This window comes from Terriglobales bacterium (assembly GCA_035454605.1).
Taxonomy (GTDB): domain Bacteria; phylum Acidobacteriota; class Terriglobia; order Terriglobales; family Acidobacteriaceae; genus DATMAB01.
In genome coordinates, this window is sequence record DATIGQ010000170.1 from 13474 (window position 1) to 39825 (window position 26352).

Sequence of the window (26352 nt, forward strand, 5' to 3'; positions counted from 1 at the left end):
GAATCAGGGTCCTTCCGCCAGGGCGTAGTCGATAGCTTTTTCGGCCGACATCGCCCAGCCCTCCATCCAGGCGGTCGCGCCGGTGCCATGGATGAGCGCCTGTCGAGCCGGCTGGATGTTCTTTTCCAGTTTGTCCTGTTCTGCAGGCGACAACGGCGCACCCAGGGTCTGGCGGAGGGCCGCCGCCGCGCCTGCCAATCGCAGTGCGCGCTCCGGCTTCGATTGGGCCGCCGCCAGGCAAGCAAAGCAGTCCAGCAGCCGGGCGATCCCGCGCTTTTGCCCCAGCTCGCGGAAGATCCGCAGGCTGTCCGCATACAGGGCGTGACAGGAGGCGTGGTCGCACTGGTCGCGAGCCAGATTCCCCAGATCAGCCAGGGAGCTGGCGACGCCCCAGCGATCGCCCAGCTCGCGGAAGCTCAGCAGACTCTGCTCGTAAAGAGTGCGCGCGACGTGCCATTCACCTTGCTCACGAGCCACATCGCCCTGGTAGTTGATGGTCCAGCCGACACCGTCGCGGTCACCCAGTTCGCGGAAGATGGACAGGGCCTGGCCGTAAAGGGAGGCGGCCAGCGCATGGTCGCCCTGCGTCTTGACCGCGTTAGCCAGATTGCTTAGGGCGCGCGCCACCGCGGAAGGGTCTCCGAGCGCCCGCCAGATGACCAGGCTCTCCTCGAAGAGCGAGCGTGAGGCCGGAACGTCACCACGGTCGCGAGCGAACACGGCTAGAGCATTCAAGGCCACCGCGACGCCCCAACGATCCTGCAGCTCTCTGGCAATGGCGAGACTCTCTTCGATCAGAGCCCGCGTAGCAGCGTAGTCACCCTGTTCGCCGGCCAGAACTCCGGCGGCGAAGAGGGCCTTGGAGCGCTCCTGCGTGCGGGCGGCGGCGGCCGGGAGCTTCAGGAGCCTGGTCAGCCGTTCTCGCCCTTCCGACAGGTACTCGCGCGTCTCCCAGAAACGGAACAAAGCGCTTCCCAGGCGGAGACCCCACTCCGCGTTGCCACTCTCCACCAGCCATTCCAGAGCGGCACGGAAATTGTCATGCTCCATCTCGAAGCGATCCAGCCACTCGGTACGCTCCGCGTCGGCATTGCCTTCCTCCGCCAGCACCAGGCAGTAGGCGGCATGGGCGCGCCGGGTGGCTTTCTCTTCGCCACTGGCTTCCAATCGCTCCAGCGCGTACTCGCGGATCGTTTCCAACATATCGAAGCGCGGTTCGTCGCCGGTTTGTTCCTGCTGCATCAGGCTCTTGTCCACGATGGAGGCGATCCCGTCGAGTACGTCCGCTCCAAGGTCCTGTTTCGTGTTGCACACCGCCTCGACAGCATCCAGGGTGCACCCGCCCACAAAGACAGAGAGCCGGCGGAAGAGCATCTGCTCCGGTGCGCTCAAGAGTTCGAAGCTCCAATCGATGGTTCCACGCAGGGTTTGCTGCCGGGCAGGGAGGTCGCGGGCACCGCCGGTCAGCAGTTGCAGCCGGCTCTCCAGGCGGTCCTGCATGGAGGAAGGAGAGAGTAGCTTGACCCGCGCTGCGGCCAGTTCGATGGCAAGAGGAAGACCGTCGAGGCGGGAGCAGATGGTGGCGACTGCAGCGGCGTTATCGCTGGTGATCTCAAAACCGGGCTTCACCGCGGTCGCCCGCTGAAGGAACAAGGCCACCGAAGGGTACTGCGCCAAGGCATCGAGAGACGGCATCGACTTGGGGTCCGGGACTTCTAGCGACGGCACCGGGAACTCATGTTCGCCGTACATATGAAGTGGTGCGCGGCTGGTTACCAGGGCTTTCAGGTTCGGGCTGATGGTGAGCAACTCGGCCACGATTGCCGCGGCGCTGACGATGTGCTCGAAGTTGTCGAAGACCAGCAGCAACCGGTTCTCCTGCAGATCCTCCATGTGTGCTTTCAGGGCAGCGAGGGGTGTTTGCCCGCCGGTCTCGCGAACCCCCAGGGCTTGCGTGACCAAGGCCGGGATCAGCCCCGGATCGTTGACCGAAGCCAAGGGGACGAAATGGACACCGGCGGGGAAGCGATCCTCGAGGTCCTTGGCCACGGCCAGGCCCAGCCGCGTCTTGCCGATACCACCGGGACCCGTCAACGTGACCAGAGCCACATCCGGGCGGAGCAACAGCTCCTTCACCGCGGCGATTTCGCGGCTACGCCCAACGATAGGCGTGCGCTGGGCGGGCAGCGTGCTGGGACGGCTCTCAGGGCGTTTGCGGGGCGCTTCCGAAAGGCGGTCGCGGAGGGCCGCCAGATCGCGGGCCAGATCGCGGGTGGAGGCGTATCGTTCGGCGGGTTCCTTGGCCAGGCAGCGCTCGATTACCCAACACAGCGGCGCGGGGGCTTGGACGTTCAGAGATCCCACAGGCTCAGGGTCTTCACGCAGGATGGCCACCAGAGTCTCTGCCTGCGTGGCCCTGTGAAAGGCCCGCTTTCCGGTCGTCGCCTCATACAATAACGTCCCAAAGGAAAACTGGTCCGTACGGAAATCCAGGGGTCGTCCGCCCGCTTGTTCCGGCGACATATATCCCACCGTGCCCAGAATCACGCCCGTGCGCGTCTGCGGGCCAATGGTGGAGGTGTCCGAAGATTCTTCACCTGCCGGTGCTGCAAGCTTTGCCAAACCGAAGTCCAGGATCTTGACGAAGCCATCCCGGGAAATCATGACGTTCTCGGGTTTCAGATCACGATGGACAATGCCCGCTTCATGCGCCTTGGCCAGTCCGTCCGCGACTTGTGCGGCAAGGTGAATCGCTCTTCGTAACGGGATGGGGCCGGAGAGGAGCAACTGACGCAGCGTTTCTCCCTCCACCAGTTCCATGGCGATGTAGTGGGTACCACCTTCCTGCTCAAACTCGTAGATGGTGACGATGTTGGGATGACTCAGGGCCGAAATCGCACGGGCTTCGCGCGCGAATCGTTCCCGGCGTTCCTGGTTGGCGGCGAAGTCGTCGGCCAGGACCTTGATGGCCACCTCGCGTCCGAGACGGCTGTCCTTGGCCCGATAAACCTCTCCCATCCCGCCTGCTCCGAGCACAGAAAGGATTTCGTAAGGGCCGAACCGCATGCCGGTCGCGAGCGCCATGGAGTCGTGCTGGTAGCGCAGCGACGCCTTCAGTCAGCCCCGCCACGCCTTCTTCTTTCCTGTTATTTTAGGTGCCTGGGCGTTGGGCCCAAGGCGACACCAGTTTCAAGCATATCAAGAGCGGGAGGATGGGATGGATGTTCGATCGTTGCAGCGACCACTGAAGGAGCGTTACCGCAGCGACCCCAGCGCCTCACGCATTACGCTGCGGGCGAAGGGCAGCGAGACGGCTACGCCCATGGCCTGCTCGGTCGACATCGGACGCGCCCTCTACGAAGCCCAGGCGCACGCGGGAGTCGGCGGAGCCGGCACCGCCGCTTGTTCCGGCGACCTTTTGCTGGGGGCCTTGGCCGCCTGCGCCCAGATCACCTGCCAGTTGGTCGCCACTGCCATGGGAATACCGGCAAAGCATGTCGGCGTGACCGTGGAGGGCGACCTGGATTTCCGGGGCACGCTCGGGATCTCCAAGGAGGTGCCGGTGGGCTTTGAAGCCATACGCCTTCGATTTGACATTCAGGCACCGGATGCCACGCCGGAGCAATTGCACGCCTGGCAGGAGAAGACGGAGCAGTACTGCGTGGTCATGCAGACCCTGACGCGGCCACCGAAGATCGAAACCGAGTGGAAGCAGACGGGCTAGCCCGCCTCGGCTCGCCGTGTCGGGAGCGAATGCAATGACTACTTGTACCCATCGGGATCAGGTTCGAGAGATTAAGCCGCGCACTCGTGGCTGTGGAGAGTGTCTGAAGTCGGGTGACAATTGGGTCCATCTGCGCCTGTGCCTCGGGTGCGGACACGTCGGGTGCTGCGATTCCTCGAAGAACAAACACGCCACGAAACACTTTCATGCCACCCAGCACGCCATCATGCGGTCCTTCGAGCCGGGAGAAAGCTGGGGCTGGTGCTATGTCGACGAGGTCGAACTGGACTTCGCGTGAGCAGGCTCCTTCTTTAGCCTGACGCGACCGAGACCCAGCAGGGCGGCGCCCAGAGCGCACACCATGTCGCAATCGTCGGGCACGTGTACGTTCACCCCCAGCCGCTGGCGGAGCGCCTGGACAATGCCATCCTGCCGGGCCACGCCGCCAATGAAGGTGACCTGCTTTTGCATGCCGACGCGCTTCAGCATGGCGGCGGCGCGGTCGGCCAGGGAGTCATGGATACCGCGAAACAGATCCTCGACTCCGACTCCGGCGCTGACGTGGTTGATGATTTCGCTCTCGGCGAGCACGGCACAGATGCTGCTGATGGGCTGAGGGTTCTCGGCGGCCAGGGAGAGCGATCCCACTTGTTCCAGCGGAGTGCCCAGGTACTTGGCGGCGCGCACGATGAACATGCCCGAGCCTGCGGCGCACTTGTCGTTGATCTTGAAGGCGCGTACCTTTCCGCCTTCGCGCAAGCCAATGGTGCGAGTGGACTGGCTACCGATATCGAGCACGCATTCGGTTTCCGGCCACAGGAACCAGGCGCCGCGCGCCGCGCTGGTAATTTCGGTCACCTGGATGTCGCGGAAGCCGACGCCGTAGCGGCCAAAGCCAGTCGCCACTACGTACTCGACGTCAGGGCGGTCCACTCCGGCCTGCTTCAGCGCGAGCCGTAGCGCCTCGCCGGCGGCTTCTTCCATCCGGATACCGCTGGGCGTGCGCCCGTGGGCGACCACCAGCGGCTTGCCCTCTGGGTCTGCGACCAGGACGGCCTTGGTGAAGCCGGAGCCTGAGTCAATCCCCGCTACCAGCGACATGTTCCGGCCTCCAGATGGTGGATTCGAAACTCTGGTCCAGGCGCTCCAGGGCCAGCAGGGCGGCGCCGATCGCGCCCATGAAGTGGGCTTCCGGACTGACCTGCAGCTTGCTGCCCAAAACTTCCTCGAGCGCATGCACCATGCCGACATTGCGGGCGACTCCGCCGGTCAGGGTAATACCGGGCTCGATGACGATGCGGCGCGCCAGCGACATCGTCCGCTTGGCGATGGCCAGATGGACGCCGCCCAGGATGTCCTCTGCCTTCTTCCCCTGCGAGAGGTATGAGAGGATGTCGGACTCGACGAAGACCGTGCACACGGTGGTGATCTTCACCGGACGCGTGGCACGCAACGAGAGCGGCCCGATCTCATCCAGGCCGATGCCCATGACGTCGGCGGCATTGGCCAGGAAGCGGCCCGTGCCGGCGGCGCATTTGTCGTTCATCACGAAGTCCAGCACCTCGCCGCCTTCTCCAACGCGAATGGCCTTGGAGTCCTGGCCGCCCATGTCGATCACGGTGCGCGTTCCGGGAAAGACAAAGTGAGCGCCGCGCGCATGGCAAGTAATCTCCGTCATCTGGGCGTTCCCGAAAGACACCTTGTAGCGGCCGTACCCGGTGCCCACCACGAATCCGACATCGCCGGCATGGATGCCCCCGGCCACACAGGCCTCGTGGAAGGCGTGCTCGGCGGCCTTGCGCACGTTGGCGCCGGTGTCCACCAATGCCCGGGCGACGATCTCGGTGCCGGCGTTGTCCGAGAGAATGATGGCCTTGGTCTGCGTGGACCCAACATCGACTCCGGCGGCAAGCCTCATGGCAGCACCCTCAGACGCGCATCCGGCCGCGGGCCCTCTTGCGCCGCCGGCCGCGTCCGGCCGGTGAGCTTGGCGTGCTCCAGGGCTTCGAAGAAGGCATCGATGCGGTTCTTGGTTTGCGCCTCAGCGAAGTAGCGCGGATCCTCGAGGTCGCTCTCGATGTACAGCGTGGGCACGCCGATGGTGCGGGTCAGGTATTCGCGCATGTCGCCTTGCCCCGCAGAGAACAAACGGCAGCTTTTGACAAAATGAATGATCACGCCGTCGGCGTCCCATTCATCGACGTAGCGGGCGATCTGGTCGTAGCGCTGCAGGTAGTTCCGGTTGGTGACGTTCTGCGCCAGCATGTGCAGGGCCACGGACTCAAAGGGCTTGGCGGGATCGTGCCGGGCGCCGAACTCCCACAGTCCGCCCACGGTCGAATAGGTGGAGGCTACGGCGCAAGCCTTCCACTGGGCGAACATGTCGCGAAAAGTGCGAAAGTAGGGATATGGAGGCGGGCCTTCGAAGACCAGGCGGAAGCGTTCCTGTTCGTACACACCCAGCCCCTGCTCGGCCTTCTCCTTGAGTTCGCGCAACGCGATCTCAAAGAATTCCACGCCTTCGGGTGTGCCGCGATACACGTAGAGCGGACCCATCAGGGTGATGGCGTCGAAGTAGGCGTCGAAGGGCGAGGGCGAGCGGCGGGCCAGGTTCTTGATCGCCGACCACAATTCCTCCACCTGTCGGGAACATTCCACCGCCCGCTGAAAGCGCTCGTAGTCGAACTTGCGGCCGGAAAGCCGCTCCAGGATGGCCACCAGTTCGTGGAGCTGGCGCACCACATAGTCCACGTCCGCAGGCGACGGCTCGTCGGTGCGCAGAAACGGCACGTCGAGCATGAACAGGGGCGCGCCGGTCAGTGCCGCCGTGTGCTCGAACCACTTGATGTAGGTGTTGCAGCCCACGAAGTTGCACAGCACCAGGCCGGGCACCGGCAACCTTCCGCCGGTCGGCGTGATGCCCTTCAGGTAGCAGCCGATGTCGGCCTTGACGTACGCGCAGTTGTCGGCAGCGTAGCCCAGTTCCTCGGCGGCGAGGATGGGCTCCAGCGACTGGTGGCGGATGGCCAGCTGCAGCGCGTTCACCTCGGGATACAAAGGCACGGCCTCGAAGGCCTCCAGCAACTCGACGCAGTTGCCGGAGATCATCAGCGAAACCGGCAGTGGGCGGCCGCTTCCGGCGGATTCGTCCAACCGCTCATACCATTTCAGCATCAGCTCCTTCTGGCGCTGATGAATGTTGCCGCGATACTCCGTGTTCGGTGTCGGGCTCATGTTCAGTCGAAGACCAGCGATTCCACGAATGTTTCCACTTCCATACGCATGCGTTCGAAGGTGAACATCTTCTCCTCGAATTCCAGGAGCAGATGAGGAATACCCATCTCCTCCAGCTTTTTCTTGTACAGGACGTAATCGAAATAGGCCGGCTCGCAAAACTTGGCGATCAGGAAAATGACGGCATCGGCCCGGGTATGCCGCACCTTGTCGGCCAGGGCTTCCCAGCGCGGGTGCCGGAAGTCATGCCGGACGGAGGAATATCGGGACTGCTCGGCGTAGGCGCCCGCCAGCGCGAGCAGCGGTTCCGAGTCGGTGGCTACGTCATCGAGGAACCAGTTGCGTCCCAGGACGAAATCGTCGTCCACGACGTAGCAGCCGGCGTCTTCGACCAGGCGGATCAAATCGAGGGGTGGCTGCTCGCAGAAGGCGCCTTCGATGACGATGCGCAGCGAATCCCGCAGCTTTCCCTTGCGCTTGGGCAGAGCAGCCAGCGCTTGCTCCAGGATGGCGTTGTGCTCTTCGACCGGCAGAAAGTAACCCGCACGCACCAGCAGATAAGCTTCGCGGGCAGTGACGCGATGGGGGCTGGCTGAGCGCAGAGCGTAGAGCCGGCGCACCAGCGCCCGGTTCTGGTTGTAGAGCCGTATGGCGGCTTGCAAGGACTCAGAGGTCACCGGAGCGCCGCCCATCTGTTCCAGTTCCCGCGCCAGACGCGCGTACTCTTGGGCCAGAAAATCCACGCTGGCCGGCGACCCGGGATTCTGCGGCAGATGCAGGAAGTCCACGTACATCTGCGGGAAGTTGCGCTTCATCACAAAGGCCAGGTTGCGGGCGGAATCGCAGATGGAGGAAAAAAGCAGCCCGTCAAGCGGTTCCAGGTGCCCGGTCATGCCCAGCTCCATGGTGGTCTTGACGATGGAGCAGATGAAGGAACCGAAGCGCGCGTCGGCGTGCTGGATGTCGAGCCGGTCCCCGGCCCCGGCCAGGCCCACCGGCAGGAAGCCGGCGGCGTGGATGATCTCGACCGGCGCGTAAACAGGAAAGTAGGCGATGGCCCGGGCGCCGGGGTGCTCCTGCTTCCAGCGGCGGACTTCACCCAGGTCGAGGTCTGCCAGTACGGCTTCGCATCTATCGAACGTTCGTTCCATATCACTCCAAAAAAGAAGAAGATCTCAGCCCGCCATGGTCAGCCCGCCGTTGACGCTCAGCACCTGGCCGGTAACGTAGCCCGCCGCGCCCGAGGCCAGGAACACCACCGTGGGCGCGATATCCTCCGGCCGGCCCACGCGCTTCAGCGGGATGGCGCCGGTGACCGCGGTCAGCACCTTGTGCGGGAATTCCTCGCGGTGCATCTCCTCGAGCAGCGGCGTTTCCACCAAACCGGGGCAGACGACGTTGACGCGGACGTTGTCGCGCGCGTGCTCCCGCGCCAACGTTTTGGAGAAAGCGATGATGCCGGCTTTGGCGCCGGCATAGACCGCCTCGCCCAACGAGCCGACGCGCGCGGAGTCCGAACTGATATTCACAATGGCGCCCTGCTTGCGCTCCACCATGTGCGGGAGCACCGCATAGCAGGTGTTGAGCACGCCGCGATAGTTGATGCCGATGATGCGGTCCCAGAGCTGCGGCGTGGTCTTCAGGAAGGGCGTCAGGCGGTCCCAACCCGCGTTGTTCACCAGGATGTCGATCTGGCCGAAACGGCGGAGGGCGGCATCGCGCATGGCCATCACCGTTTCCAGGTCGGTGACGTCAGCGGCAAAGGCTGCGGCGATGGCGCCGTTGCGCGAGGCCATTTCGCGTGCGGTTTCTTCCGCCTGATCGAAGCGACAGTCCACAATACCGACGTGGGCGCCGGCGGCCGTAAAAGCTTCCGCGATGGCCCGGCCAATGCCCCGTGCGCCGCCGGTGATCAACGCCGTCTTGCCGCTGAGATCGTACAACCCGTTCTTCATCACGCTCCTCAATCGCGCATCAGTATGGATTCTTCCGCGGCGATGGGCGCCGGCTTCGCATGAGGTTCCTCCAGCCGGAACAGCTCGATGGCGTTCTCGCGCAGCAGCTTCCGCTTTACGTCTTCCTTCAGGCCGATTTCGTCCCATTGCCGCAGACTTTCATCCCAGGGCAAGCCGTTGGTTCCCCACAGGCAACGATCACGGCCCAACCGGCTATTGACGAACTGGATGATGGAAGGCGAGAGATACTTCGGCAGCCAGGCATCCACGCCGAACCAGACGTTCTCCCACTTGTAGCAGACCGAGAGCAGTTCATCGACCCACGGCCAGCCGGTATGCGCGCCGAGCATGCGCAACTGGGGAAAATCGCAGGCGATGCGATCCAGATGCATGGGCCGGCCGCCTTCGCTGGGCATGGCTTCGAGCACGTGGCCGACCTGCATGGAGACGGGCACGCCCAACTCCACGCACTTGGCGTACAGCGGGTACATCTTGCGGTCGTCGAGCGCGATATCGAATCCGTAGATGTGGACGTAGACGCCCTTGAAGCCGTGCTTCTGAACCGCGGTCTCAATCTCCGCCAGGCTTTCGCGGATACGGAACGGGTTGTAGCCCGCCAGTCCGACGAAGCGCTCCGGATAGCGCTCGGTGTATTGCAGGACGTCCTCGAGCTGGGTGTCCATGTACATCCACTTGTTCCAGTACGACCACATCTTGCACTGGGTGATGAACACCTTGTCGACGCCGGCGGCATCCATGCGCTCGAGCATCTGCTCGATGGAGGCGAAGCGCGGCAGGCCGCCGATGGCCCGCTCCATGCGGCACACCAACTCGCCCTGCTTGGCCCGGTCCCACTTCTCCATGAACTCGGGCGTCGCCACGTAGTACATACAGTCGATGGCGCGGACATTCTGCGGCATGGTAGTCCTTTGCACTGTCGGGCCGCACCGGTCACGCCGGCGCACAACCCGGCTTGCCTGATGACTTGATTAGAGTGCTCCTCGGCGCCTGGGGCAGTGACACGAGTCACAGGGGGTAGTGACAGCGTAGGACTCGGCGCCCAAGGTGTGTTGAATCGGGTCCCGAGGTAAGACCGCGAATCTTGGCGTCCCCGACGGGATTTGAACCCGTGTTACCGCCGTGAAAGGGCGATGTCCTAGGCCGGGCTAGACGACGGGGACGACCGGGCAGCGCGTGCGGGCTGCGCAGCAAGCATCAAGTGCAAGGCGGGATGCACGCAGAGACGATGCTAACAGTCCCTGCGAAGCAGTGTCAAAACGCAGTCTGCGCCAAGCGCAGCGGCAAGGTCACGTGTCTGGCCGATAAGCAGGGTGTATCTTGAGGTTCGGGCTCAAGGCCTCCTCAGGCAACCTGACGCCTGCCCAGGCGCAACTAAATGACTGATTCTGCAAGCTCATTTTTGAGAGTCTGGAGGGTGGGAGTATGGCAGACGTCGAATCACCAAGGCCGGAAAGAAGCGGGAAGAAGACGCTGCTGCTGATAGCAGCGCTGTTGTACGTATTTGCGTCCTTTTACGTCATGTTTGACTTGCGCAGCAGCCTGGAAGCGCAGCAGAACGCGCTGACCAAGGCCACGGAAGAGCAGCAGAAGCTGGCGCAGAGCCTGGAGTCCGCAGAGTCGAGCCTGAGAGCTTCGGACGAGGCGCTGGGCGAGAAGGTGGGTCTGGCGCAGCAGGAGCTGCAAGCGCGCGCTGCGGAGCTGCAGAAGCAGCAGCGGGCGCAGGTGGCGCGGCTGATGAAGCAGCAGAAAGAGCAGATGGAAGAGGTCACGGGCCAGGTCGAGGACGTAAAGACAGATGTGGCCAGCGCCAAGAGCGACCTGGAGGCGACGAGGCAACGCTTGGATTCAACCATCGGTGACCTAGGCCTGCAGAGCGGCCTGATTGCCCGCACGCGCGAGGAACTGGATATCCTGAAACGCCGTGGCCAAAAGAACTACCACGAGTTCGCTCTGCTTAAGGGCAAGGCTCCCATGCGCGTGGCCGATATCAGCCTGGCGCTGAAGAAGTCCGATCCCAAGAAGAGCAAGTTCACGCTCAACGTGATCGCCGACGACCGCACCATCGAAAAGAAAGACCGCAACCTGTTCGAGCCCCTGCAGTTCTATACCGGCAAAGACCGCAGCCTGTATGAGCTGGTGATCTTTACCATGGATAAGAACAAGGTGACGGGATACTTGGCGACGCCCAAGGAAGTCGCGTCCGCCAAGCTGGAAGCGCAGCAGTAGCTAAGAGACGACCTTGGGGTGGCTAGAAGCCACCCCATTCTCACTCCCACCCTATCGCTCCAAATGCGGGAGCGATAAGGGTGGGGCATGCCCAACGTTTCCCGAAATGATGGGCCAGCCCGCCCCGGGGCGGTTCCAGTCAGAGCTTCTGGTTGATGCGCCTTGCGCGCATGGCCATGAGCTTGCGATGCATGTCGAGGGCGGCGTTGCGGGCGGCGGCTACGGCGGTCACCACCAGGTCGGCGCCGCGGACGTTGTCGCCGGCGGCGTACACATCTTCGCGCGTGGTGCGGCCGGTTTCTTCGCTTTCCACCACCACCGTGCCCCACTTCGTGGTCTTAAGGTTCTCGGTGGTCTCCGGGATCTCGGTTTCCGGGCTGTATCCGATCGCCATCACCACGGTGTCGCACGGCATGACGAAGTTGGAGCCCTCGATGGGCACCGGCGAGCGCCTTCCCTTGGCATCGGGAGCGCCCAGGCGCATGCGGATACACTCGGCGGCGCACACGTTGCCGCTTTCGTCGCCGAGCAGCTTCACCGGCGCCGTGAGCCATTCGAACTGCACGCCTTCTTCGCGGGCATTGACGCGCTCTTCCCCGCGGCCGGGCATTTCGGCTTCCGTTCGCCGATAGACACAGTAGACATCGGACTCCGGGTTGAGCCGGCGCGCGGTGCGCACGCAGTCCATGGCCGTATCGCCGCCGCCGATGACGATGGTGATCTTGCCCACGTGTGGCCTGTAATCCTTGCCGCCTTCCAGCATCCAGGCGGGAAGCAGTTCACGGGGCAGGTTGCCGCGCACCAGATACTCGGTCGCCTGATAGACGTTGTGCAGGGTGTCTTCGCCGGGAATCTTCATCTGGCCGCCCTTGACGGCGCCGTAGCCCAGAAACACCAGGTCGGCCTGCTTGAGCAGGTCCTCGACGGGATGGTCGCGGCCGACCTGATAGTTGCAGATGAAGCGGATGCCCATCTCCTCGAGAAAACGGATCTTGGCGAAGACGATGTCCTTGTTGAGCTTGAAGCCGGGGATGCCGTAGAGCAGGAGGCCACCGGGATGCGGCCAGGCGTCGTAGACTGTGATGGCGTGGCCGCGCACCGCCAGTTCTTCGGCCACAGCCAGTCCGGCCGGCCCGGCGCCCACCACCGCCACCCGCATGCCCGTGGCCGGCAACTTGGGACGCGGCAGGTAGCCGTGGTTGCGGCGGACATAATCGACTACGAACGCTTCCAGCTTGCCGATGTGCACCGGTTTCTCGCGCGCTGCCAGGACGCAGGATCCCTCACACTGCTTCTCCTGCGGGCAGATGCGTCCGCAGACATCGGGGAAGTTCGAGTTTTCCAGGAACACCCGCCCCGCGCCCACGATGTCACCCTGGCTGAGGAGAAACATGGCGGTGGGAATGTCGTTATGCAAAGGGCAGCCGCGAGTGCAGGGGGCGTGTTCACACATGAGGCAGCGCTGCGCCTGCTCCATGGCCTGTTCCAGCGTGTAGCTCTGGGAGACTTCGTCGAAATTGTGGACGCGTTGCTCCGCAGACTGCTTCGAGGGCTTGGCGCCCTCGATGTCGTAACGCTCACGGCGGGTTAGCATCCTCCGACCTCCCGTGGCGCGCGGTTGGAGCACGCCCGGTAGCTGCCACTGTCCTTAGCCTGCCTGAAAAGAAGCACCGCGGGCTGTGTCATTCGTCACAAGCCCGGGTGATGAATCAGGCGCTCGGAGGTAGAGGGAGGGTCTTAGTTGGTGGTGATGTTGAAGTTGACGGTGATGTAGGTTTCCGTCTCCACCGGGCGTCCATTGAAATAGTAGGGACGGTAGCGCCACTGCCGGGCGACCTGGATGGCGGCCGGCCCCAGTTCCGTGGGACCGCTGACCACAGCCATCTCCTTGATCGCGCCTTCGGCGCTGATGACGGCCCGCAACTTCACCGATCCGTTGACGTCCGCTTCTTTGGAGATGATCGGCCCGGGCGTAATGCGCATGCGCTCGGCGGCCCCGGGGTCGGGTACGACGTGCTGGCTGGTGCCCTTGTCGGTCAGATTGATGATTCGCTCGCGAGGGGCAGGGGAAAAGCGCCGGTCGCGGTTATCGACGACCTCGACACCGAAGGGCGGCTTGCCCGGATCCTGCCGGACCACTTCGACACCGCCGGTGAAGGGAGGAGATTGGGGCACCGCTGCTTCGACCGTGGATGGTCCAGCCGGATCGGCGGTCGAGGTCGCCGCCGCTCTTGTGGGCTGGCGGCTTCCACCACGGCTCTTGGCCGGGGACGGTGCCGGGGATTCTTCCGCGGGTAGGACGGGAATGTTGGGGCCGGAATCCTCCGGAGACACACCTTCCACCATGTTCTGAACACTGACCGCGAGCGGGCCCAAGACCTGGTCGGGAAGCATCAGCGGCTGGCTGGCCAGAAATCCCAACAGCCCGACCAGCAACAGGAGCACTGCCAGGTTCTTTTTACGACGGCGCGCGGCAGCCTCGGCGTCTTCCGACTCCTTCTCGGAGAGACCGCGGAGTTTGCTCCACTCCTCGGCGTCATCTATGGGAGTGGAGGAGTATCCCCTGGAATCCAGCGCGTCCTTACCGTCATCACTCATCTGCAGCGCCTCCCCAATGCTGGCATCGCCCGGCGCGCCTACCCAAGTATGCGCTGAAACCGTGCAGTTTTCTACACCCGACGGCGGGGGATGCTTCCTTCCTAGTTTCCTCCGAGGCCCAGGATGGCGGCGACCCGGATAAACAGGCTATTCACTTCCACTACCGCCAGCCGGATGATGCCTACGGCTGCCACCAGGCAAATCACCATCACCAGCATGGACTCAGCGCGACCTTCGGGCGGCTTTTCCCGGTGCGACGAGGCAGGTCTTGGCTCAGTGACGTCCGGCGACGGCATGGTTCAAAAAGTAGCTCAAAACGCGCCCATGCGCATTCGCTTTCTGGGTTCCGGGGCCTCAGGACCCCGACTGGAGATGAACTTGTTCGTCACCCAGGAGGGCGTCCCGCATCCAATCTGGGGGGCAAAAAGTAGTGGAATCTGCAGAATCCAGTCAGTAGCATTGAGAGATGCCTTCCGCGATCAAGAGCGGAGTAGGGGTGATTCCGCGCGGCTCCGGGGCTGCGGAGGGGTGTCGGGCTGCGTTCCTGCGAATCCGGGCCATGACCGACCACCTGGCCGAGCCGTTGACGGCCGAAGACATGCTGGTGCAGCCCATGACCGACGCCAGCCCTACCAAGTGGCACCTGGCCCACACCACCTGGTTCTTCGAGACGTTCGTGCTCGCTCCGCACAAGCCTGGTCACCGCGATTTCCATCCGGACTTTCGCTTTCTCTTCAATTCCTACTACAACGCCGTGGGGAGCCGACCCGACCGGGACAAACGAGGGTCGTTCTCACGGCCGGGGCTGGACGAAGTCCGCGCCTACCGGCGGTACGTGGATGAACAGGTGCAGGAACTGCTGGCTGCGGAACCCGGGTCCGACTCCCTCGCTATCCTGGAGTTGGGACTGCATCACGAGCAGCAACACCAGGAGCTGATGGTTACGGACATCAAATGTGTGTTTGGGAGCAACCCACTGCGTCCGGCATACCGGGAACTCTCCGCGGAGCGTGTGGCCCCAGCCCCGCCACAGCGATGGTTGGAATTTGAGGGAGGCATCCAGGCGGTGGGCTACGACGGCACAGGCTTCTGCTTTGACAACGAGCTGGAGCGGCACGACGTGTTGCTGCAGCCGTTCCGCCTGGCATCCCGCCCGGTGACCAACTCGGAGTACCTGGAGTTCATGGAAGACGGCGGCTATTCTCGCCCGGAACTCTGGCTTTCCGAGGGCTGGGACGCTGTTCGGGCGCATGGCTGGGAGGCGCCGCTCTATTGGGAGAGGAAACACGACGGCTGGCTGGTTCTGACCTTGGCCGGCATGCGGGCGGTGGAGCCCTCCGAGCCGGTCTGCCACGTGAGTCTTTTTGAGGCAGACGCCTACGCCCGTTGGGTCGGCGCCCGTCTGCCGACTGAGTTTGAGTGGGAGGCAACAGCGGCGAGCGAGCCTGTGGTAGGAAACTTCCTCGAGTCCGAGCGCTTCCACCCTGTGCCGGCCGCGGCGTCCCGGTCGCTGCGCCAGATCTTCGGCGACGTTTGGGAATGGACGGCCAGCCCCTACGTTGCCTACCCCGGGTTCCGGCCCGCGGGTGGCGCACTCGGCGAATACAACGGCAAGTTCATGTCCAGCCAGATGGTGCTGCGGGGAGGCTCGTGCGCGACGCCGCAATCCCATATCCGCGCTTCGTATCGCAACTTCTTCCCGCCCAGCACGCGCTGGCAATTCACGGGGATACGGCTGGCCCAATGACCGCACTGAGCCGAGAGATCGTTGTTCCGGAAATTGCTTCGGAAGTCTATGAAGGCCTGACTTCGCGGCCGAAACGCCTGTGTCCCAAGCTCTTTTACGACGCGGCCGGCTCCGCGCTGTTCGAAGAGATCACGCGGCTTCCGGAGTACTACTTGACGCGGACCGAGGAGGAGATCCTGCGGGAGCGCGCGGATGCCATCGTGGCAGAAGCCGGTGATGATCTCACGCTGGTGGAGCTGGGAGCGGGCTCAGCGCGGAAGACCTCGGTGCTGATCGGCGCATTGCTGCGCCGGCAGAAAGGAGCCCTGTACTGTCCCATTGACGTTTCCTATGACGCGCTACAGGCGGCAAGCCGGCGACTGCAGGCCGGCTTTCCCGGACTGCGTGTGCGGCCGGTGGTGAGCGACTACACCAGCGACATGGAGATTCTGCGCCAGCTCCCCGGGCGCAAGCTCGTGCTTTACATCGGCTCGAGCATCGGGAACTTTGAGCCCGAGGACGCCCTCCGGGTACTGCGGCGCATTCGCGCCCGCCTGAGTCCGGGCGACGCGCTGCTGCTGGGCGTGGACCTGCGCAAGGATGCGGCCGTCCTGATTCCCGCGTACGACGACCCCCAGGGCGTTACGGAACGGTTCAACAAGAACGTCCTGGCGCGCATCAATCGCGAGCTTGGGGGAGAGTTCGACCTCGAACGATTCCGCCACCGCGTCCGCTGGAATCCTGAGGCCTCGCGCATCGAGATGTACCTGGAGAGCCTGGGGCCGCAGGCGGTGCGGGTGCGGTTGCTCGGTCTGAAAGTCTGGTTCGATGCCGGGGAGTTGTTGCACACCGAGAACAGCTACAAGTACACAGATGACTGGGTGCAGGGCATGCTGGAAGAAGGCGGCTTCGCACTCGAAAGCACGTGGAAGGACGTGCGCTCCTGGTTTGCCGTCCACTTGGCGCGCGTGCGCTGAGATGGTTGCCGGAGGAATCCGGACCGTTTAGCTTCCCACCCAGCCAAGGTCTGCTCATGCGCGATCAAGCCCCCCGGGAAGACCTGTTGCGCCATCTGTGCGATGCCCGGTTGCGCAAGCAGCTTCCAGCAGGGTTCCCCCTTTCGAGACGCCGGGCGCAACGCGCCGCAAGGCTCCTGGCGCGCAAGTACTACGGCGGGCGCCTGCAGCAATCGTTTCAGTACTCGCACGCGTTGTTTGATCGCACGGGCCGACGGGCCTCGGAGGTCCTCGACGCGGCGTCCTTTGACGCGTTCGTCGAAGATTGCGTGCTGGGCTCATTCGACTCGGCGCGTCGCCTGGGAGAGATGGCGGTGGTTCATCTGGACGGCGCAGTCCACCCGGGCGCGTGGTGGCGAGACCTGGTGCAGTACGAGTACGCTCACTTCCTGCAAGCCTCCACCAGCGACCGCACGATCCAGGTAATGCGCTACCGGCGGAAGGCCGGCGCCTGGTGTCGCGTGTTCGCCTGGTCTCTACCGGAGGTCCTGGAGTGCCTGCGGGCGGGCAGGCCGGTCACAGACGACCTGCGTCGCGAGTGCGTACTCCTGTTCGGCAGAGGAGCAGGGGACGGGGTTACCGTGGCCGAGGTGGAAAAGGACGCGGAGGCGGTATTCCGCGCGACGAACGGCCTGCGCCTGCCGGAACAGATTGCACAGGCCGCGGGCCTGGATACGGAATCCACGATTCAAGTGCTGGAGCAGTTCGTTGCCCTGGGTGCCGTTGAGGCGCCGCTTCCGGTTGCGGGCGTTGAAACGCCATCGCCAGAGGCCTAGAATTTTCCTGGTGGGCGTCTACCGGTGGAGGGGCCCATGCCTCAGTACGATTTCTTCTGCAAATCCTGCAAGAAAGACTTTACGAGAATCCTAACCCTGGCGGAGTACGAAAAGGGCGGCGTCACCTGTCCACACTGCGGGAGCAGCAAAGTGGAGCAGAAGTGGTCCGCATTCTACGCCGTTACGTCCCGCAAGAGCGCGTAGCAGAGCCGGCTGGCGTGACGGAATGAACGATTGCTCAGCCTTGCTGGGTCTGGGCTGCGGCGCCGGAAGCCTGTTGCGTTCGCGACAGCAGCCAACGAACAAGCCGGTAGCCCAGCAGCACCGCCAGTACAACGCCGTAGGTGGCGGGCTCGCGGATATCCGCTTTGACTAGCCAGAGGAAGTGCACCACCGCAAGGGCCGTACTCACGTAGATGAGCCGGTGCAACATCTGCCAGCGCCGGCCGCCCAGCCGCCGTACCCAGCCGCTGGTCGAAGTGATGGCCAGCGGCACCAGCAGGACGAAGGCAGTGAATCCCGCCGTGATGTAGGGGCGCTTGTAGACGTCGGCGATCATGCGATCCCAGTCAAAGTAGTGATCGAGGACGACGTACGTGGCCAGATGGAGGCAAGCGTAGAAGAACGCGAACAATCCCAGCATGCGGCGCAGTTGAATGAGCCAATACTGGCGGGTGATGCGCCGCAGCGGCGTGATGCCGAGTGTGATTAGCAGGAAAATCAAGGCCGTCAGCCCGGTCGAGTGGGTGATGAACTCGATGGGGTTGGCGGTAAGGTCGTTCTGATGATAGCGCCACAGGAGCCGGGCCAGAGGCCCCAGGGACGCGAAAAACACCGCAATCTTCAGCCAGGAAATCGGTTTCATCTGAGCTTCAGAAGTTGGCGCGCAGGTCCATGCCGGTGTAAAGGCTGGCTACCTGGTCGGCGTATCCGTTGAACATCAGCGTCGGCCGGCGTCGGAACTCGCCGATGCGCCGCTCCGTGGCCTGGCTCCAGCGGGGGTGGTCCACGGTCGGATTCACGTTGGAATAGAAACCGTATTCGCTGGGCTGCATCTTGTTCCAGGTGGCTTCCGGCATCTGCTCCACAAACCGGATCTTCACCACCGACTTGATGCTCTTGAAGCCATACTTCCACGGCACCACCAGCCGAATCGGTGCGCCATTCTGGTTGGGAAGTACCTCTCCGTAGAGACCGACGGCCAGGATGGTCAGGGGATGCATGGCCTCATCCAGACGCAGTCCCTCGACGTACGGCCAGTCCAGCACACGGTCCTTCTGGCCGGGCATCTGCTCGGGGTTGTAGAGCGTGACCAGTTGGACGAACTTTGCCTTGGAAGTCGGCTCCAGCATCTTGATGAAGTCGCCGAAGGGAAAGCCCAGCCAGGGGATGACCATAGACCAGGCCTCGACGCAGCGTAGTCGATAGATGCGTTCTTCGAGCGGGAACATCTTGATGAGCGCGTCGATGTCGTACACCTTCGGCTTGGAGACGTGGCCTTCCACGGCCACCGTCCAGGGCCGGGTGCGCAGGCTGCCGGCGTTGGCCGCCGGGTCTTCCTTGTCGGTGCCGAACTCGTAGAAATTGTTGTAATGCGTAATGTCGCGCAAAGAGTTCGGCGTTTCGTTGGTGCTGAGGGAACTCTTGTTGTGCGCCAGCTTCACGCCCGCGGAAACCTCGTCTTCGGGTTCGGTCAGCTTCTTTAGCGCCCAGCCTCCCGCCACTAGTCCTGCTCCCGCGGCGGCCGTCAGAATGAACTGCCGGCGGTTCTGGTAGCTTTGCTTGGGAGTGATCTCCGACGACGGGATTTCGGACGCTTTCTTAATCAGCATGAGAACGTCTGCTCCTACTCACCATATTAGAACGCATTTCGGGCGCGGGCAGATGTTTCCCCAGCGCCAGCCCACAGGATAGGACTCCCGATTCGGCCAAAAGTTGCAGACCTGCGCGCTGACCGAATCAGCTCGGGCCATTTAGAATGATGGCCTTGGAGGATTGACCCGAATGGCACTCATGTTGCGCAAGGGCAGCATTCCCATCGCGGCCGCTTTCGCTGCGGCTTTTCTATTGTGCCTGACGCCCCTCGCGATGGGGCAGTCCGACGGCAAGCCGACGGCGGAAGAAGCCAAGGCTTTCGTTGAGCAGACGGAGAAGCAGCTCCTCGACCTCAACAACAAGCTCGCCAGGGCTTCCTGGATCAAGGCCAACTTCATCACCTACGACACAGAAGAGCTGGAAGCGGATTATCAGAGCCAGTTCACCGCCGTGACCACGGACCTGGCGACCAAGGCGGCGCGCTTTGACAGAGTGGATCTGCCGGAGGATGTGGAGCGCAAACTGAAGCTGCTGAAGCTGGCACTGACGGTTCCTGCGCCCAACAATCCCGAGGAACGCGACGAACTGACCAAGATCACGGTTGGGCTCGACGCCGCCTACGGCCGCGGCAAGTACTGTCCCACGGACAAGGACCAGTGCCTTTCCCTGAACGACCTGGAGCGGACGCTCGCCAAGAGCCGCAACTACGACGAACAGCTTGATGCGTGGCAGGGCTGGCACGCCATCGCGGTGCCCATGCGAAAGGACTTCGAACGCGAAGTAGTACTGGCCAACAAGGGTGCCCGCGAGTTGGGCTTCCAGGATGTAGGGGCCATGTGGCGCTCGAATTACGACATGCCGCCCGACGAATTTGCCAAGGAAGTCGATCGCCTGTGGGAGCAGGTGAAGCCGCTCTATCTTTCCCTCCACGCCTATGTGCGCGCACAACTGGCCAAGCAGTACGGGGCCGACAAAGTCCCTGCCAACGGACCCATTCCCGCGCACTTGCTGGGCAACATGTGGGCGCAAGAGTGGGGCAACATTTATCCCCTGGTGGAGCCGCCGGGCAGCCGCGGCTACGACCTGACCGAACTGCTGAAGCAGAAGAAAGTCGACGAACTGGAGATGGTCCGGTATGGCGAGCGGTTTTTTACTGCGCTCGGCTTCGAGCCTCTCCCGGCAACTTTCTGGGAGCGGTCACTTTTCGTGAAGCCACGGGACCGCGACGTCATCTGCCACGCCAGCGCGTGGGACGTGGACAACGATCAGGACCTGCGGCTGAAGATGTGCATTGAAGTTAAGGATGAGCATTTCCCCGTCGTCCACCACGAACTGGGACACAACTTCTACCAGCGCGCCTATCGGCATCAGCCGTTCCTGTATCGCGGCGGCGCCAACGATGGTTTCCACGAAGCGATAGGCGACGCGATTGCGCTCTCCATCACACCGGAGTACCTGAACAAGGTCGGGCTGCTCGAGAAAGTACCCGGGCCCGAGGGTGACTTGCCCTACCTGATGAAGATGGCCATGGACAAGATTGCGTTCCTGCCGTTCGGGTTGCTCGTGGATCAGTGGCGCTGGAAGGTGTTCTCCGGCGAGATCAAACCCGAAACCTACAACCAGTCCTGGTGGGAGCTGCGCAGGAAGTACCAGGGGATTGCGCCGGCGGTGGCACGCAGCGAGCAGGACTTTGATCCCGGCGCCAAGTACCACGTGGCCGGCAACGTTCCCTACACGCGGTATTTCCTGGCCCGCATCTTGCAGTTCCAGTTTCACCGCGCATTGTGCCACGAGGCAGGGTACACCGGGCCGCTGCATCGCTGTTCCATCTCTGGCAACAAGAAAGCAGGCGAGAAGCTGAACAAGATGCTGCAGATGGGTCAGAGTCGCCCGTGGCCGGAAGCGCTCGAAGCAATGACCGGCAGCAAGCAGATGGATGCCACCGCCATCATCGACTATTTCGCGCCGCTCAAGAAGTGGCTGGACGAACAGAACAAGGCGCAGGACAACAAAGTGGGTTGGTAGGATCACCGCCGACTAGTAGCCCTTTTCGAGCGGCGGAAGGACTGAGGTGGCGAGTTCGGTCGTGGCGCTGCCCCACTTTGGTATCGGGTCGCGATGATCGGCAGCACGCTGGGACATTACCGGATACTGGAAGAGGTCGGCGCTGGCGGCATGGGTGTTGTCTACCGCGCGCGCGATGAGCATCTGGACCGCGATGTCGCCGTCAAGGTTCTGCCATCCGCAGTCGCACTAAGTGTCGCGTCGTGCGCGCCGATGGGGTGGAGCAAGGTGGCCAGTCCGAAATCCAGCACCTTGACCACGCCCTTGGGAGTCACGGCGACATTCGATGGCTTGAGGTCGCGGTGAATCACGCCCTGGTCGTGGGCTTCCTGTAGGGCAGCCGCCATCTGCTCACCGATTGCAATCACTTCCTTCTGTTCCAAGGCGGCAGCAGACACTTTCTTGTCCAGGGTTACACCCTGGATGTACTCCATCGCCAAAAAGTCGACTCCATCCTGCGTGTCAAAGTCGAAGATGGTTCCGATATTGGGGTGGTTGAGCTTGGAGAGGGTCAGAGCTTCTTTGCGAAAACGCTTGCGAGCCGACTCGTCCGCAAGCGTTCCGCAAAGGGCATCCATATACGCGCTGAAGGGAGACAAGGAGAAGGCGCTCATGCATTTGAGGCAGGCGCTGGCCGCCGGCTACCGCGACTTCGCCTACCTTGACGCCAGCCCCTACCTGGCCTCGCTGCGCTCCGATCCACGCTATCAGGCTTTGATTCGCCGCTACCGCAAGTAGCAGCCTACTCGTAGCGTAGCGCTTCGATGGGATCGAGGAGCGCGGCCTTGCGCGCCGGGTAAAAGCCGAAGAAGATGCCCACGGCCACCGAAAAGACCACAGCAATCACGATGGCCAGCGGCGAGACCAGTACCGGCCAGCCCAGGGTGTTGGTGATAAGCAGGGAGGAGCCTACGCCCAGGGCGATTCCCACCGCGCCGCCAATCATGCTCAGCACAACAGCCTCAATAAGGAATTGCCGCTGCACGTCCTGTTCGGTGGCGCCAATGGCCATGCGAATGCCGATTTCACGCGTTCGTTCCGTTACGGAAACCAGCATGATGTTCATGATGCCGATGCCCCCCACCAGCAATGAGACGCTGGCAATGGACGCCAGGAGCAAGGTCATGACCCGACTCGCCTGGTTGGCCAGGTCCGCCATGTCCGCCAGGTTGCGCACCATGAAGTCATCGTCCTGACCGGGCCGGATGCGATGCCGGTCCCGCAGCAGCGACTGAATCTGCTGCTGCGCGGTGTAGCTAGCCTGGCGGGACACGGCCGAAACCATGATGAAGCGCAACCAGGTGTCACCGGTGAGCTTCTTCTGGTGCGTGGTCAGGGGAACCACAATAATGTCGTCCTGATCATCGCCCATGGCAGCCGACTGGCCCTTGGTCGCCAGCACGCCCACCACCTTGAAGGGCAGATTCTTGATGCGGATGGTCTGCCCCACGGGATCGACGGCGCCGAACAGGTTCTTGCGCACCGTTTCGCCAATCACGGCGACGTTGGTGGACGCCTGCACATCCTCCTGTGTGAAGGAAGTCCCCTCCTGGAAGGCCCAATTGCGGATTTCGAAATATTGGGGCTCGGTGCCGGTGATGCGAGTGTTCCAGTTGTCGTTCTCGAAAACGACCTGCGCCGAGGTCATGGTTCCGGGCGCCGCCGCGGCCACCGCAGGGCACTCGCGCAAGATAGCCTGCATGTCCTCGTAGACCAGGGTCTTGGTCTGGCCCCAACCCATGCGCAGCCCGCTGCGGTTCACGGTGCCGGAGCCCACGAACAGCATGTTGGAACCCATGGCCGCAATCTGCTCCTGTACCTGCTGTTGCGCGCCTTGGCCCAGGCCCACCATGGCAATCACCGCGCCGACGCCGATGATGATGCCCAGCATGGTCAGGCTGGAGCGCATCTTGTTGCGCGCAAGAGCCCGAAGCGCGATGCGAATAATGGCGGTCGCGTTCATGCTTTCTAATCCTCCAGCCTGGGCAAGGTCGTAAGCACCTCGCGGGCTCGCTCCGGTTGCGGGTTGGGTTCGTCGTGACGGATCGTGCCGTCGCGGAAGATCACGATGCGCCGGGCAAACTGCGCGATGTCATGCTCATGGGTCACCAACACGATGGTGAGGCCCTGCTCCTCGTTCAGTCGCTGGAGGATCTCCATGATCTCGACCGCCGTACGGCTATCCAGGTTGCCGGTAGGCTCGTCCGCCAGCAGAATGGCTGGATGGTTCACCAGGGCACGGGCGATGGCCACTCGCTGCTGCTGCCCGCCGGAGAGCTGTGAAGGATAGTGGTCCTCCCGTCCCGCCAACCCCACCATCGTGAGTGCTTCGCGGGCCCGTGCGTCGCCCTCCTCCGTCGTAAGGTGCGCATACAACGTCGGCAGCTCCACGTTCTCCAGCGCGGTGGTTCGCGAGAGCAGATTGAAGCCCTGGAAAACGAACCCGATCTTCTGATTGCGGATGCGGGCCAGCGCCTTCTTGTCGAATTCAGAAACGTCGGTGCCTTCCAGCAGATACCGGCCGCTGGTGGGCTTATCCAGGCAGCCCAGGATATTCATGAACGTGGACTTGCCGCTGCCGCTGGCGCCCATGACGGCGAGGAATTCACCGCGGGCGATCTCGAGGCTGACGCCGCGCAGAGCGTGCACGCGTGTTTCGCCCAGTTCGTAGTACTTGTGGAGGTCCTGGACGCGGATCACCGGCTCCGGCGTCAGGCCGACCCGGGCAGCGCTTTCGACTTGGGGTACTGTAGCCATCCTCAATCTGGCTTGCAGTCGCTCGGGCGCGAAGGTTACCGGCGCCTGGGCTGGCCGGCCAGCGGCGACCGCGTTCCCGAAGAACCGCCACCGGCCGCACTCTCTCCCGTCACCAGCACGTCACCTTCGTTCAAGGTCCCCTCCGACACGGCCACGAGCTCGGTCACCGTGCGATCCGTGATGCCCGTGCGCACATGCACAGGCTCCAGGGTCTTATCCGGACGCAACTTCCAGAGGATGGCGTGGTTTGCGCGCTGGGTCCGCGGCTGCGGCGCGACGCTGTCCGAGGCGCCTCCCGGCTGCTCGCGCCCGCGCGGGCGGGCTTCGCCCTGGCCCAGGCCGTCCTTGATCCCGTATTTTGCGTAGAGCGCGCGTATCTCCTCGGGCCTCAGGTCGGGTTTGTACCGTATGGCTCCGTTGGCGATCTTGAGCACATTGTGGGCGCTGGCCACAGGAATGGTCACGTAAGCCGTCATGCCGGGGAAAAGCTTCAATTCCGGATTCTTGAATTCGACCACGGTATCGTAGGTCACGACGTTCTGCACGACGGTCGCATTCATGCGTACCTGCATCACGCGGCCCCCGAAATTGTCACGCGGGAAAGCATCTACTTTGAAGGTCGCTTGCTGGCCCACCTGGATCTGGCCCACGTCGGACTCGTCCGTCTTGGCATAGACCTGCATTTCCGTCAGGTCCTGGGCGATGGTGAAAAGCGTTGGTGCCTGTAATGAAGCCGCGACTGTCTGCCCTACGTCCACGTTGCGGCTGACCACGGTGCCGTCAATGGGAGCGATGATTCGGGTATGGCTCAAGTTGGTCTGCGAAACTTCGACCGCCGCGGAGCGCTGCTTTACCTGAGCCGCTGCTTGCGTGACCTGGGCCTGTGACGCAGATACGGCGGCATCGGCGGACTCGGCGTTTGCCCGAGCGACTTCGAGCTGCTGCTGGCTCAGCACACCCTCGGCCGCCAGACGCTTGGTGCGCTCGTATTCGGCCTTGGTCTGCACCGCTGTGGCCTTGGCGCGCTCCAGGTTGGCCTGGGACGCAGCCAGGTTGGCACGCGCGTTTTCCAGGTCCGCTCGAGCCTGAAGGAGAGCACCCTCGAACAGGGAGGGCTCGATCTGCGCGATGAGTTGGCCCTTCTTCACGGTGGAATTGAAGTCGGCAAACAGTTGGGACACGGTGCCGGAAACCTGCGAACCCACCTGCACCGTGGTTACCGCGTTGATGGTTCCCGTGGCCTCGACCACTTCGCGAATATCGCCCCGCTCGACCCGTGCGGTGAAATACTCGGCGGTGGTCTTGCGGCCCATGCGGAAGGCAGCAAAGATGGTGATGGCTGCGGCCGCCGCCCCCATCAGCACCCATTTGTTGCGCACGTACTTCACCGTACCCACAATGTCCTAAACCCCGATTCTATCCAAGAGTTGTCCGTGGCACAGAATCATATTGAATCGTATTGTAATCACTATTTTATGTGAATTATACTGCATACTCATGGCAGCCTCGGAACTTCTGCGGCCGCGCGATGCGGCGCGCATGTTGGGCATCAGTTACCCCACGCTGAAGCAATGGATCTATCGCCGCAAGCTGCAAACCGTGAGGACCGCCGGCGGGCACCACCGCGTTCCGCAGGGCGAGATCGACCGCTTCCTGCACCAGGCCGGCGAGCCACCCGGAGCGGGGCGGCGGCGCGGCTTCCGGCGCATCAGCGGACGCAACCAATTGGTCGGGCGGATCGTAGAAGTACGCTTGAGCGGCCTGCTGGCACAGGTAGTGCTATCCATCGGTGGGCAGCACATCACCTCCATCATCACTGCCGATGCCGCGCGGGAAATGCGGCTGAAGAGGGGCGAGGTGGCGGCCGCGCTCATCAAGTCCACGGAAGTCATGATTGTCCGGCCCTGATGCGGAGAAATGACGGTGCGCGCGATTTTCCTGATTCTCACACTCTCGCTCGCGATATCGGCTCCGGCGGACGATTTTCGGGTCGCCGCGGCCAGCGACCTGACGTTCGCCCTGCCCGAGATCGTGTCCGGCTTCGAGAAACAAACGGGACATACCGTGGGCGTCACTTACGGGTCGTCGGGCAACTTCTTCGCCCAAATGCAGAACGGTGCGCCATTCGATGTGTTTCTTTCGGCCGACCGCGAATACCCGCGCCGCTTGGAAAGGGCAGGGCTTACTGACGCTCCGGTGATTTATGCCATCGGCCGCATCGTCATTTGGGCGCCAAAGAGCAAGAATCTCAACGTGGGCGAGCGCGGCGCACAAGCGCTCCGGGACCCTTCGATACGCAAGATCGCAATCGCCAATCCCCGCCATGCTCCCTATGGCCGCGCAGCGGAAGCGGCACTCAAGAACCTAGGTTTCTATGAACAACTTGCGTCGAAGCTGGTGCTGGGGGAGAACATCTCGCAGACGGCGCAATTTGTGCAAT

Annotated in this window: 25 protein-coding genes and 1 tRNA gene; 9 read left to right on the top strand and 17 right to left on the bottom strand. The window is 63.1% G+C overall.

Annotation, left to right across the window (positions count from 1 at the left end; translation table 11 throughout):
- Positions 1–3: 3 nt before the first annotated feature.
- Positions 4–3084 (bottom strand): protein kinase, encoded by a 3081-nt coding sequence (locus tag VLE48_12230; GenBank protein ID HSA93772.1) that lies wholly within the window; start codon positions 3082–3084, stop codon positions 4–6.
- 133 nt (positions 3085–3217) lie between these two features.
- On the opposite strand from VLE48_12230, the gene VLE48_12235 reads away from it, so the two are divergent.
- Positions 3218–3724 carry an OsmC family protein gene (locus VLE48_12235; protein HSA93773.1) on the top strand — a complete coding sequence of 169 codons (507 nt, stop codon included), beginning with the start codon at positions 3218–3220 and terminating at the stop codon, positions 3722–3724.
- A 264-nt stretch (positions 3725–3988) separates the two neighbouring features.
- On the opposite strand, the gene VLE48_12240 is transcribed toward VLE48_12235, so the two are convergent.
- From VLE48_12240 to VLE48_12270, 7 genes are all read right to left on the bottom strand, one after another.
- Positions 3989–4825 carry an acyl-CoA dehydratase activase gene (locus tag VLE48_12240; protein ID HSA93774.1) on the bottom strand — a complete coding sequence of 279 codons (837 nt, stop codon included), beginning with the start codon at positions 4823–4825 and terminating at the stop codon, positions 3989–3991.
- A complete protein-coding gene (locus VLE48_12245; GenBank protein HSA93775.1) occupies positions 4803–5642 on the bottom strand; it encodes an acyl-CoA dehydratase activase in 840 nt (279 codons plus the stop codon). Before VLE48_12245 ends, VLE48_12240 begins: the two co-directional genes overlap by 23 nt.
- Positions 5639–6958: a 2-hydroxyacyl-CoA dehydratase family protein gene (locus VLE48_12250; protein HSA93776.1), complete on the bottom strand. Its 1320-nt coding sequence runs from the start codon at positions 6956–6958 to the stop codon at positions 5639–5641. The genes VLE48_12245 and VLE48_12250 overlap by 4 nt, the downstream gene beginning before the upstream one ends.
- A 2-nt stretch (positions 6959–6960) precedes the next feature.
- Positions 6961–8109 (bottom strand): 2-hydroxyacyl-CoA dehydratase, encoded by a 1149-nt coding sequence (locus VLE48_12255; GenBank protein ID HSA93777.1) that lies wholly within the window; start codon positions 8107–8109, stop codon positions 6961–6963.
- Between the two features lie 24 nt (positions 8110–8133).
- Entirely contained in the window at positions 8134–8913 is a 780-nt protein-coding gene (locus VLE48_12260; protein HSA93778.1) for a 3-oxoacyl-ACP reductase family protein, read from the bottom strand.
- 8 nt (positions 8914–8921) lie between these two features.
- Positions 8922–9833, bottom strand: a complete 912-nt coding sequence (locus VLE48_12265) for an amidohydrolase family protein (protein ID HSA93779.1) — start codon at positions 9831–9833, stop codon at positions 8922–8924.
- A 183-nt stretch (positions 9834–10016) separates the two neighbouring features.
- Positions 10017–10094: transfer RNA gene (locus VLE48_12270), tRNA-Glu, on the bottom strand.
- Positions 10095–10356: 262 nt separating this feature from the next.
- Here VLE48_12270 and VLE48_12275 point away from each other — a divergent pair.
- The gene (locus VLE48_12275; GenBank protein HSA93780.1) at positions 10357–11160 is read left to right on the top strand and encodes an OmpH family outer membrane protein; all 804 of its coding nucleotides are present in this window, start codon (positions 10357–10359) and stop codon (positions 11158–11160) included.
- A 139-nt stretch (positions 11161–11299) separates the two neighbouring features.
- Here VLE48_12275 and VLE48_12280 read toward each other — a convergent pair whose 3' ends face one another.
- The 3 genes from VLE48_12280 to VLE48_12290 all read right to left on the bottom strand — a co-directional run bounded on the left by VLE48_12280 (position 11300) and on the right by VLE48_12290 (position 14054).
- On the bottom strand, positions 11300–12754 hold the full coding sequence (locus VLE48_12280) for an NAD(P)-dependent oxidoreductase (GenBank protein ID HSA93781.1): 1455 nt from the start codon (positions 12752–12754) through the stop codon (positions 11300–11302).
- 143 nt (positions 12755–12897) lie between these two features.
- Entirely contained in the window at positions 12898–13758 is an 861-nt protein-coding gene (locus VLE48_12285; protein HSA93782.1) for an energy transducer TonB, read from the bottom strand.
- A 101-nt stretch (positions 13759–13859) separates the two neighbouring features.
- Positions 13860–14054, bottom strand: a complete 195-nt coding sequence (locus VLE48_12290; protein ID HSA93783.1) for a hypothetical protein — start codon at positions 14052–14054, stop codon at positions 13860–13862.
- A gap of 170 nt (positions 14055–14224) precedes the next feature.
- On the opposite strand from VLE48_12290, the gene egtB reads away from it, so the two are divergent.
- From egtB to VLE48_12305, 3 genes are read left to right on the top strand one after another with little or no spacing between them, the layout of a single operon-like run.
- Complete coding sequence (gene egtB / locus VLE48_12295; protein HSA93784.1) at positions 14225–15505, top strand: ergothioneine biosynthesis protein EgtB; 1281 nt, start codon at positions 14225–14227, stop codon at positions 15503–15505.
- Complete coding sequence (gene egtD, locus VLE48_12300; GenBank protein ID HSA93785.1) at positions 15502–16461, top strand: L-histidine N(alpha)-methyltransferase; 960 nt, start codon at positions 15502–15504, stop codon at positions 16459–16461. The genes egtB and egtD overlap by 4 nt, the downstream gene beginning before the upstream one ends.
- Positions 16462–16517: 56 nt before the next feature.
- Complete coding sequence (locus tag VLE48_12305; protein ID HSA93786.1) at positions 16518–17276, top strand: hypothetical protein; 759 nt, start codon at positions 16518–16520, stop codon at positions 17274–17276.
- A gap of 238 nt (positions 17277–17514) precedes the next feature.
- Here the strand turns inward: VLE48_12305 and VLE48_12310 are convergent, their stop codons facing one another.
- Positions 17515–18141 carry a protein-methionine-sulfoxide reductase heme-binding subunit MsrQ gene (locus VLE48_12310; GenBank protein ID HSA93787.1) on the bottom strand — a complete coding sequence of 209 codons (627 nt, stop codon included), beginning with the start codon at positions 18139–18141 and terminating at the stop codon, positions 17515–17517.
- Positions 18142–18148: 7 nt separating this feature from the next.
- Positions 18149–19108: a protein-methionine-sulfoxide reductase catalytic subunit MsrP gene (msrP, locus tag VLE48_12315; protein HSA93788.1), complete on the bottom strand. Its 960-nt coding sequence runs from the start codon at positions 19106–19108 to the stop codon at positions 18149–18151.
- A gap of 172 nt (positions 19109–19280) precedes the next feature.
- Here msrP and VLE48_12320 point away from each other — a divergent pair, with 172 nt between their 5' ends.
- On the top strand, positions 19281–21116 hold the full coding sequence (locus VLE48_12320; protein HSA93789.1) for a M2 family metallopeptidase: 1836 nt from the start codon (positions 19281–19283) through the stop codon (positions 21114–21116).
- A 161-nt stretch (positions 21117–21277) separates the two neighbouring features.
- Here VLE48_12320 and VLE48_12325 read toward each other — a convergent pair whose 3' ends face one another.
- The gene (locus VLE48_12325; GenBank protein ID HSA93790.1) at positions 21278–21769 is read right to left on the bottom strand and encodes a protein kinase; all 492 of its coding nucleotides are present in this window, start codon (positions 21767–21769) and stop codon (positions 21278–21280) included.
- Between VLE48_12325 and VLE48_12330 the strand changes: the two genes are divergently transcribed.
- Positions 21768–21893, top strand: coding sequence for a hypothetical protein (locus VLE48_12330; GenBank protein HSA93791.1), 126 nt, complete (start codon positions 21768–21770; stop codon positions 21891–21893). The two genes, VLE48_12325 and VLE48_12330, sit on opposite strands and share 2 nt — an antisense overlap.
- A 4-nt stretch (positions 21894–21897) precedes the next feature.
- Here the strand turns inward: VLE48_12330 and VLE48_12335 are convergent, their stop codons facing one another.
- The 3 genes from VLE48_12335 to VLE48_12345 are packed head-to-tail and all read right to left on the bottom strand — an operon-like array spanning position 21898 to position 25309.
- Positions 21898–23118, bottom strand: a complete 1221-nt coding sequence (locus tag VLE48_12335) for an ABC transporter permease (protein ID HSA93792.1) — start codon at positions 23116–23118, stop codon at positions 21898–21900.
- Between the two features lie 5 nt (positions 23119–23123).
- Positions 23124–23912 (bottom strand): ABC transporter ATP-binding protein, encoded by a 789-nt coding sequence (locus tag VLE48_12340; protein HSA93793.1) that lies wholly within the window; start codon positions 23910–23912, stop codon positions 23124–23126.
- 35 nt (positions 23913–23947) lie between these two features.
- Entirely contained in the window at positions 23948–25309 is a 1362-nt protein-coding gene (locus VLE48_12345) for an efflux RND transporter periplasmic adaptor subunit (protein HSA93794.1), read from the bottom strand.
- Positions 25310–25409: 100 nt separating this feature from the next.
- On the opposite strand from VLE48_12345, the gene VLE48_12350 reads away from it, so the two are divergent.
- Both VLE48_12350 and modA read left to right on the top strand, forming a co-directional pair.
- Positions 25410–25820 carry a helix-turn-helix transcriptional regulator gene (locus VLE48_12350; GenBank protein HSA93795.1) on the top strand — a complete coding sequence of 137 codons (411 nt, stop codon included), beginning with the start codon at positions 25410–25412 and terminating at the stop codon, positions 25818–25820.
- 9 nt (positions 25821–25829) lie between these two features.
- Positions 25830–26352, top strand: a 523-nt coding sequence (gene modA, locus VLE48_12355; GenBank protein HSA93796.1) for a molybdate ABC transporter substrate-binding protein, incomplete at its 3' end; no start/stop codon positions are given.

Excerpts from the sequence above, each read along its gene's own strand:
- VLE48_12320 (HSA93789.1), top strand. The coding sequence starts at position 19,281 with ATGGCACTCATGTTGCGCAAGGGCAGCATTCCCATCGCGGCCGCTTTC.
- VLE48_12275 (HSA93780.1), top strand. The coding sequence starts at position 10,357 with ATGGCAGACGTCGAATCACCAAGGCCGGAAAGAAGCGGGAAGAAGACG.
- VLE48_12265 (HSA93779.1), bottom strand. The coding sequence starts at position 9,833 with ATGCCGCAGAATGTCCGCGCCATCGACTGTATGTACTACGTGGCGACG.
- msrP (HSA93788.1), bottom strand. The coding sequence starts at position 19,108 with ATGCTGATTAAGAAAGCGTCCGAAATCCCGTCGTCGGAGATCACTCCC.
- VLE48_12305 (HSA93786.1), top strand. The coding sequence starts at position 16,518 with ATGCGCGATCAAGCCCCCCGGGAAGACCTGTTGCGCCATCTGTGCGAT.
- egtB (HSA93784.1), top strand. The coding sequence starts at position 14,225 with ATGCCTTCCGCGATCAAGAGCGGAGTAGGGGTGATTCCGCGCGGCTCC.
- VLE48_12335 (HSA93792.1), bottom strand. The coding sequence starts at position 23,118 with ATGAACGCGACCGCCATTATTCGCATCGCGCTTCGGGCTCTTGCGCGC.
- egtD (HSA93785.1), top strand. The coding sequence starts at position 15,502 with ATGACCGCACTGAGCCGAGAGATCGTTGTTCCGGAAATTGCTTCGGAA.
- VLE48_12255 (HSA93777.1), bottom strand. The coding sequence starts at position 8,109 with ATGGAACGAACGTTCGATAGATGCGAAGCCGTACTGGCAGACCTCGAC.
- VLE48_12340 (HSA93793.1), bottom strand. The coding sequence starts at position 23,912 with ATGGCTACAGTACCCCAAGTCGAAAGCGCTGCCCGGGTCGGCCTGACG.
- VLE48_12240 (HSA93774.1), bottom strand. The coding sequence starts at position 4,825 with ATGTCGCTGGTAGCGGGGATTGACTCAGGCTCCGGCTTCACCAAGGCC.
- VLE48_12325 (HSA93790.1), bottom strand. The coding sequence starts at position 21,769 with ATGAGCGCCTTCTCCTTGTCTCCCTTCAGCGCGTATATGGATGCCCTT.
- VLE48_12330 (HSA93791.1), top strand. The coding sequence starts at position 21,768 with ATGCATTTGAGGCAGGCGCTGGCCGCCGGCTACCGCGACTTCGCCTAC.
- VLE48_12235 (HSA93773.1), top strand. The coding sequence starts at position 3,218 with ATGGATGTTCGATCGTTGCAGCGACCACTGAAGGAGCGTTACCGCAGC.
- VLE48_12245 (HSA93775.1), bottom strand. The coding sequence starts at position 5,642 with ATGAGGCTTGCCGCCGGAGTCGATGTTGGGTCCACGCAGACCAAGGCC.
- VLE48_12285 (HSA93782.1), bottom strand. The coding sequence starts at position 13,758 with ATGAGTGATGACGGTAAGGACGCGCTGGATTCCAGGGGATACTCCTCC.
- VLE48_12350 (HSA93795.1), top strand. The coding sequence starts at position 25,410 with ATGGCAGCCTCGGAACTTCTGCGGCCGCGCGATGCGGCGCGCATGTTG.
- VLE48_12310 (HSA93787.1), bottom strand. The coding sequence starts at position 18,141 with ATGAAACCGATTTCCTGGCTGAAGATTGCGGTGTTTTTCGCGTCCCTG.
- VLE48_12230 (HSA93772.1), bottom strand. The coding sequence starts at position 3,084 with ATGGCGCTCGCGACCGGCATGCGGTTCGGCCCTTACGAAATCCTTTCT.
- VLE48_12280 (HSA93781.1), bottom strand. The coding sequence starts at position 12,754 with ATGCTAACCCGCCGTGAGCGTTACGACATCGAGGGCGCCAAGCCCTCG.
- VLE48_12250 (HSA93776.1), bottom strand. The coding sequence starts at position 6,958 with ATGAGCCCGACACCGAACACGGAGTATCGCGGCAACATTCATCAGCGC.
- VLE48_12260 (HSA93778.1), bottom strand. The coding sequence starts at position 8,913 with ATGAAGAACGGGTTGTACGATCTCAGCGGCAAGACGGCGTTGATCACC.
- VLE48_12290 (HSA93783.1), bottom strand. The coding sequence starts at position 14,054 with ATGCCGTCGCCGGACGTCACTGAGCCAAGACCTGCCTCGTCGCACCGG.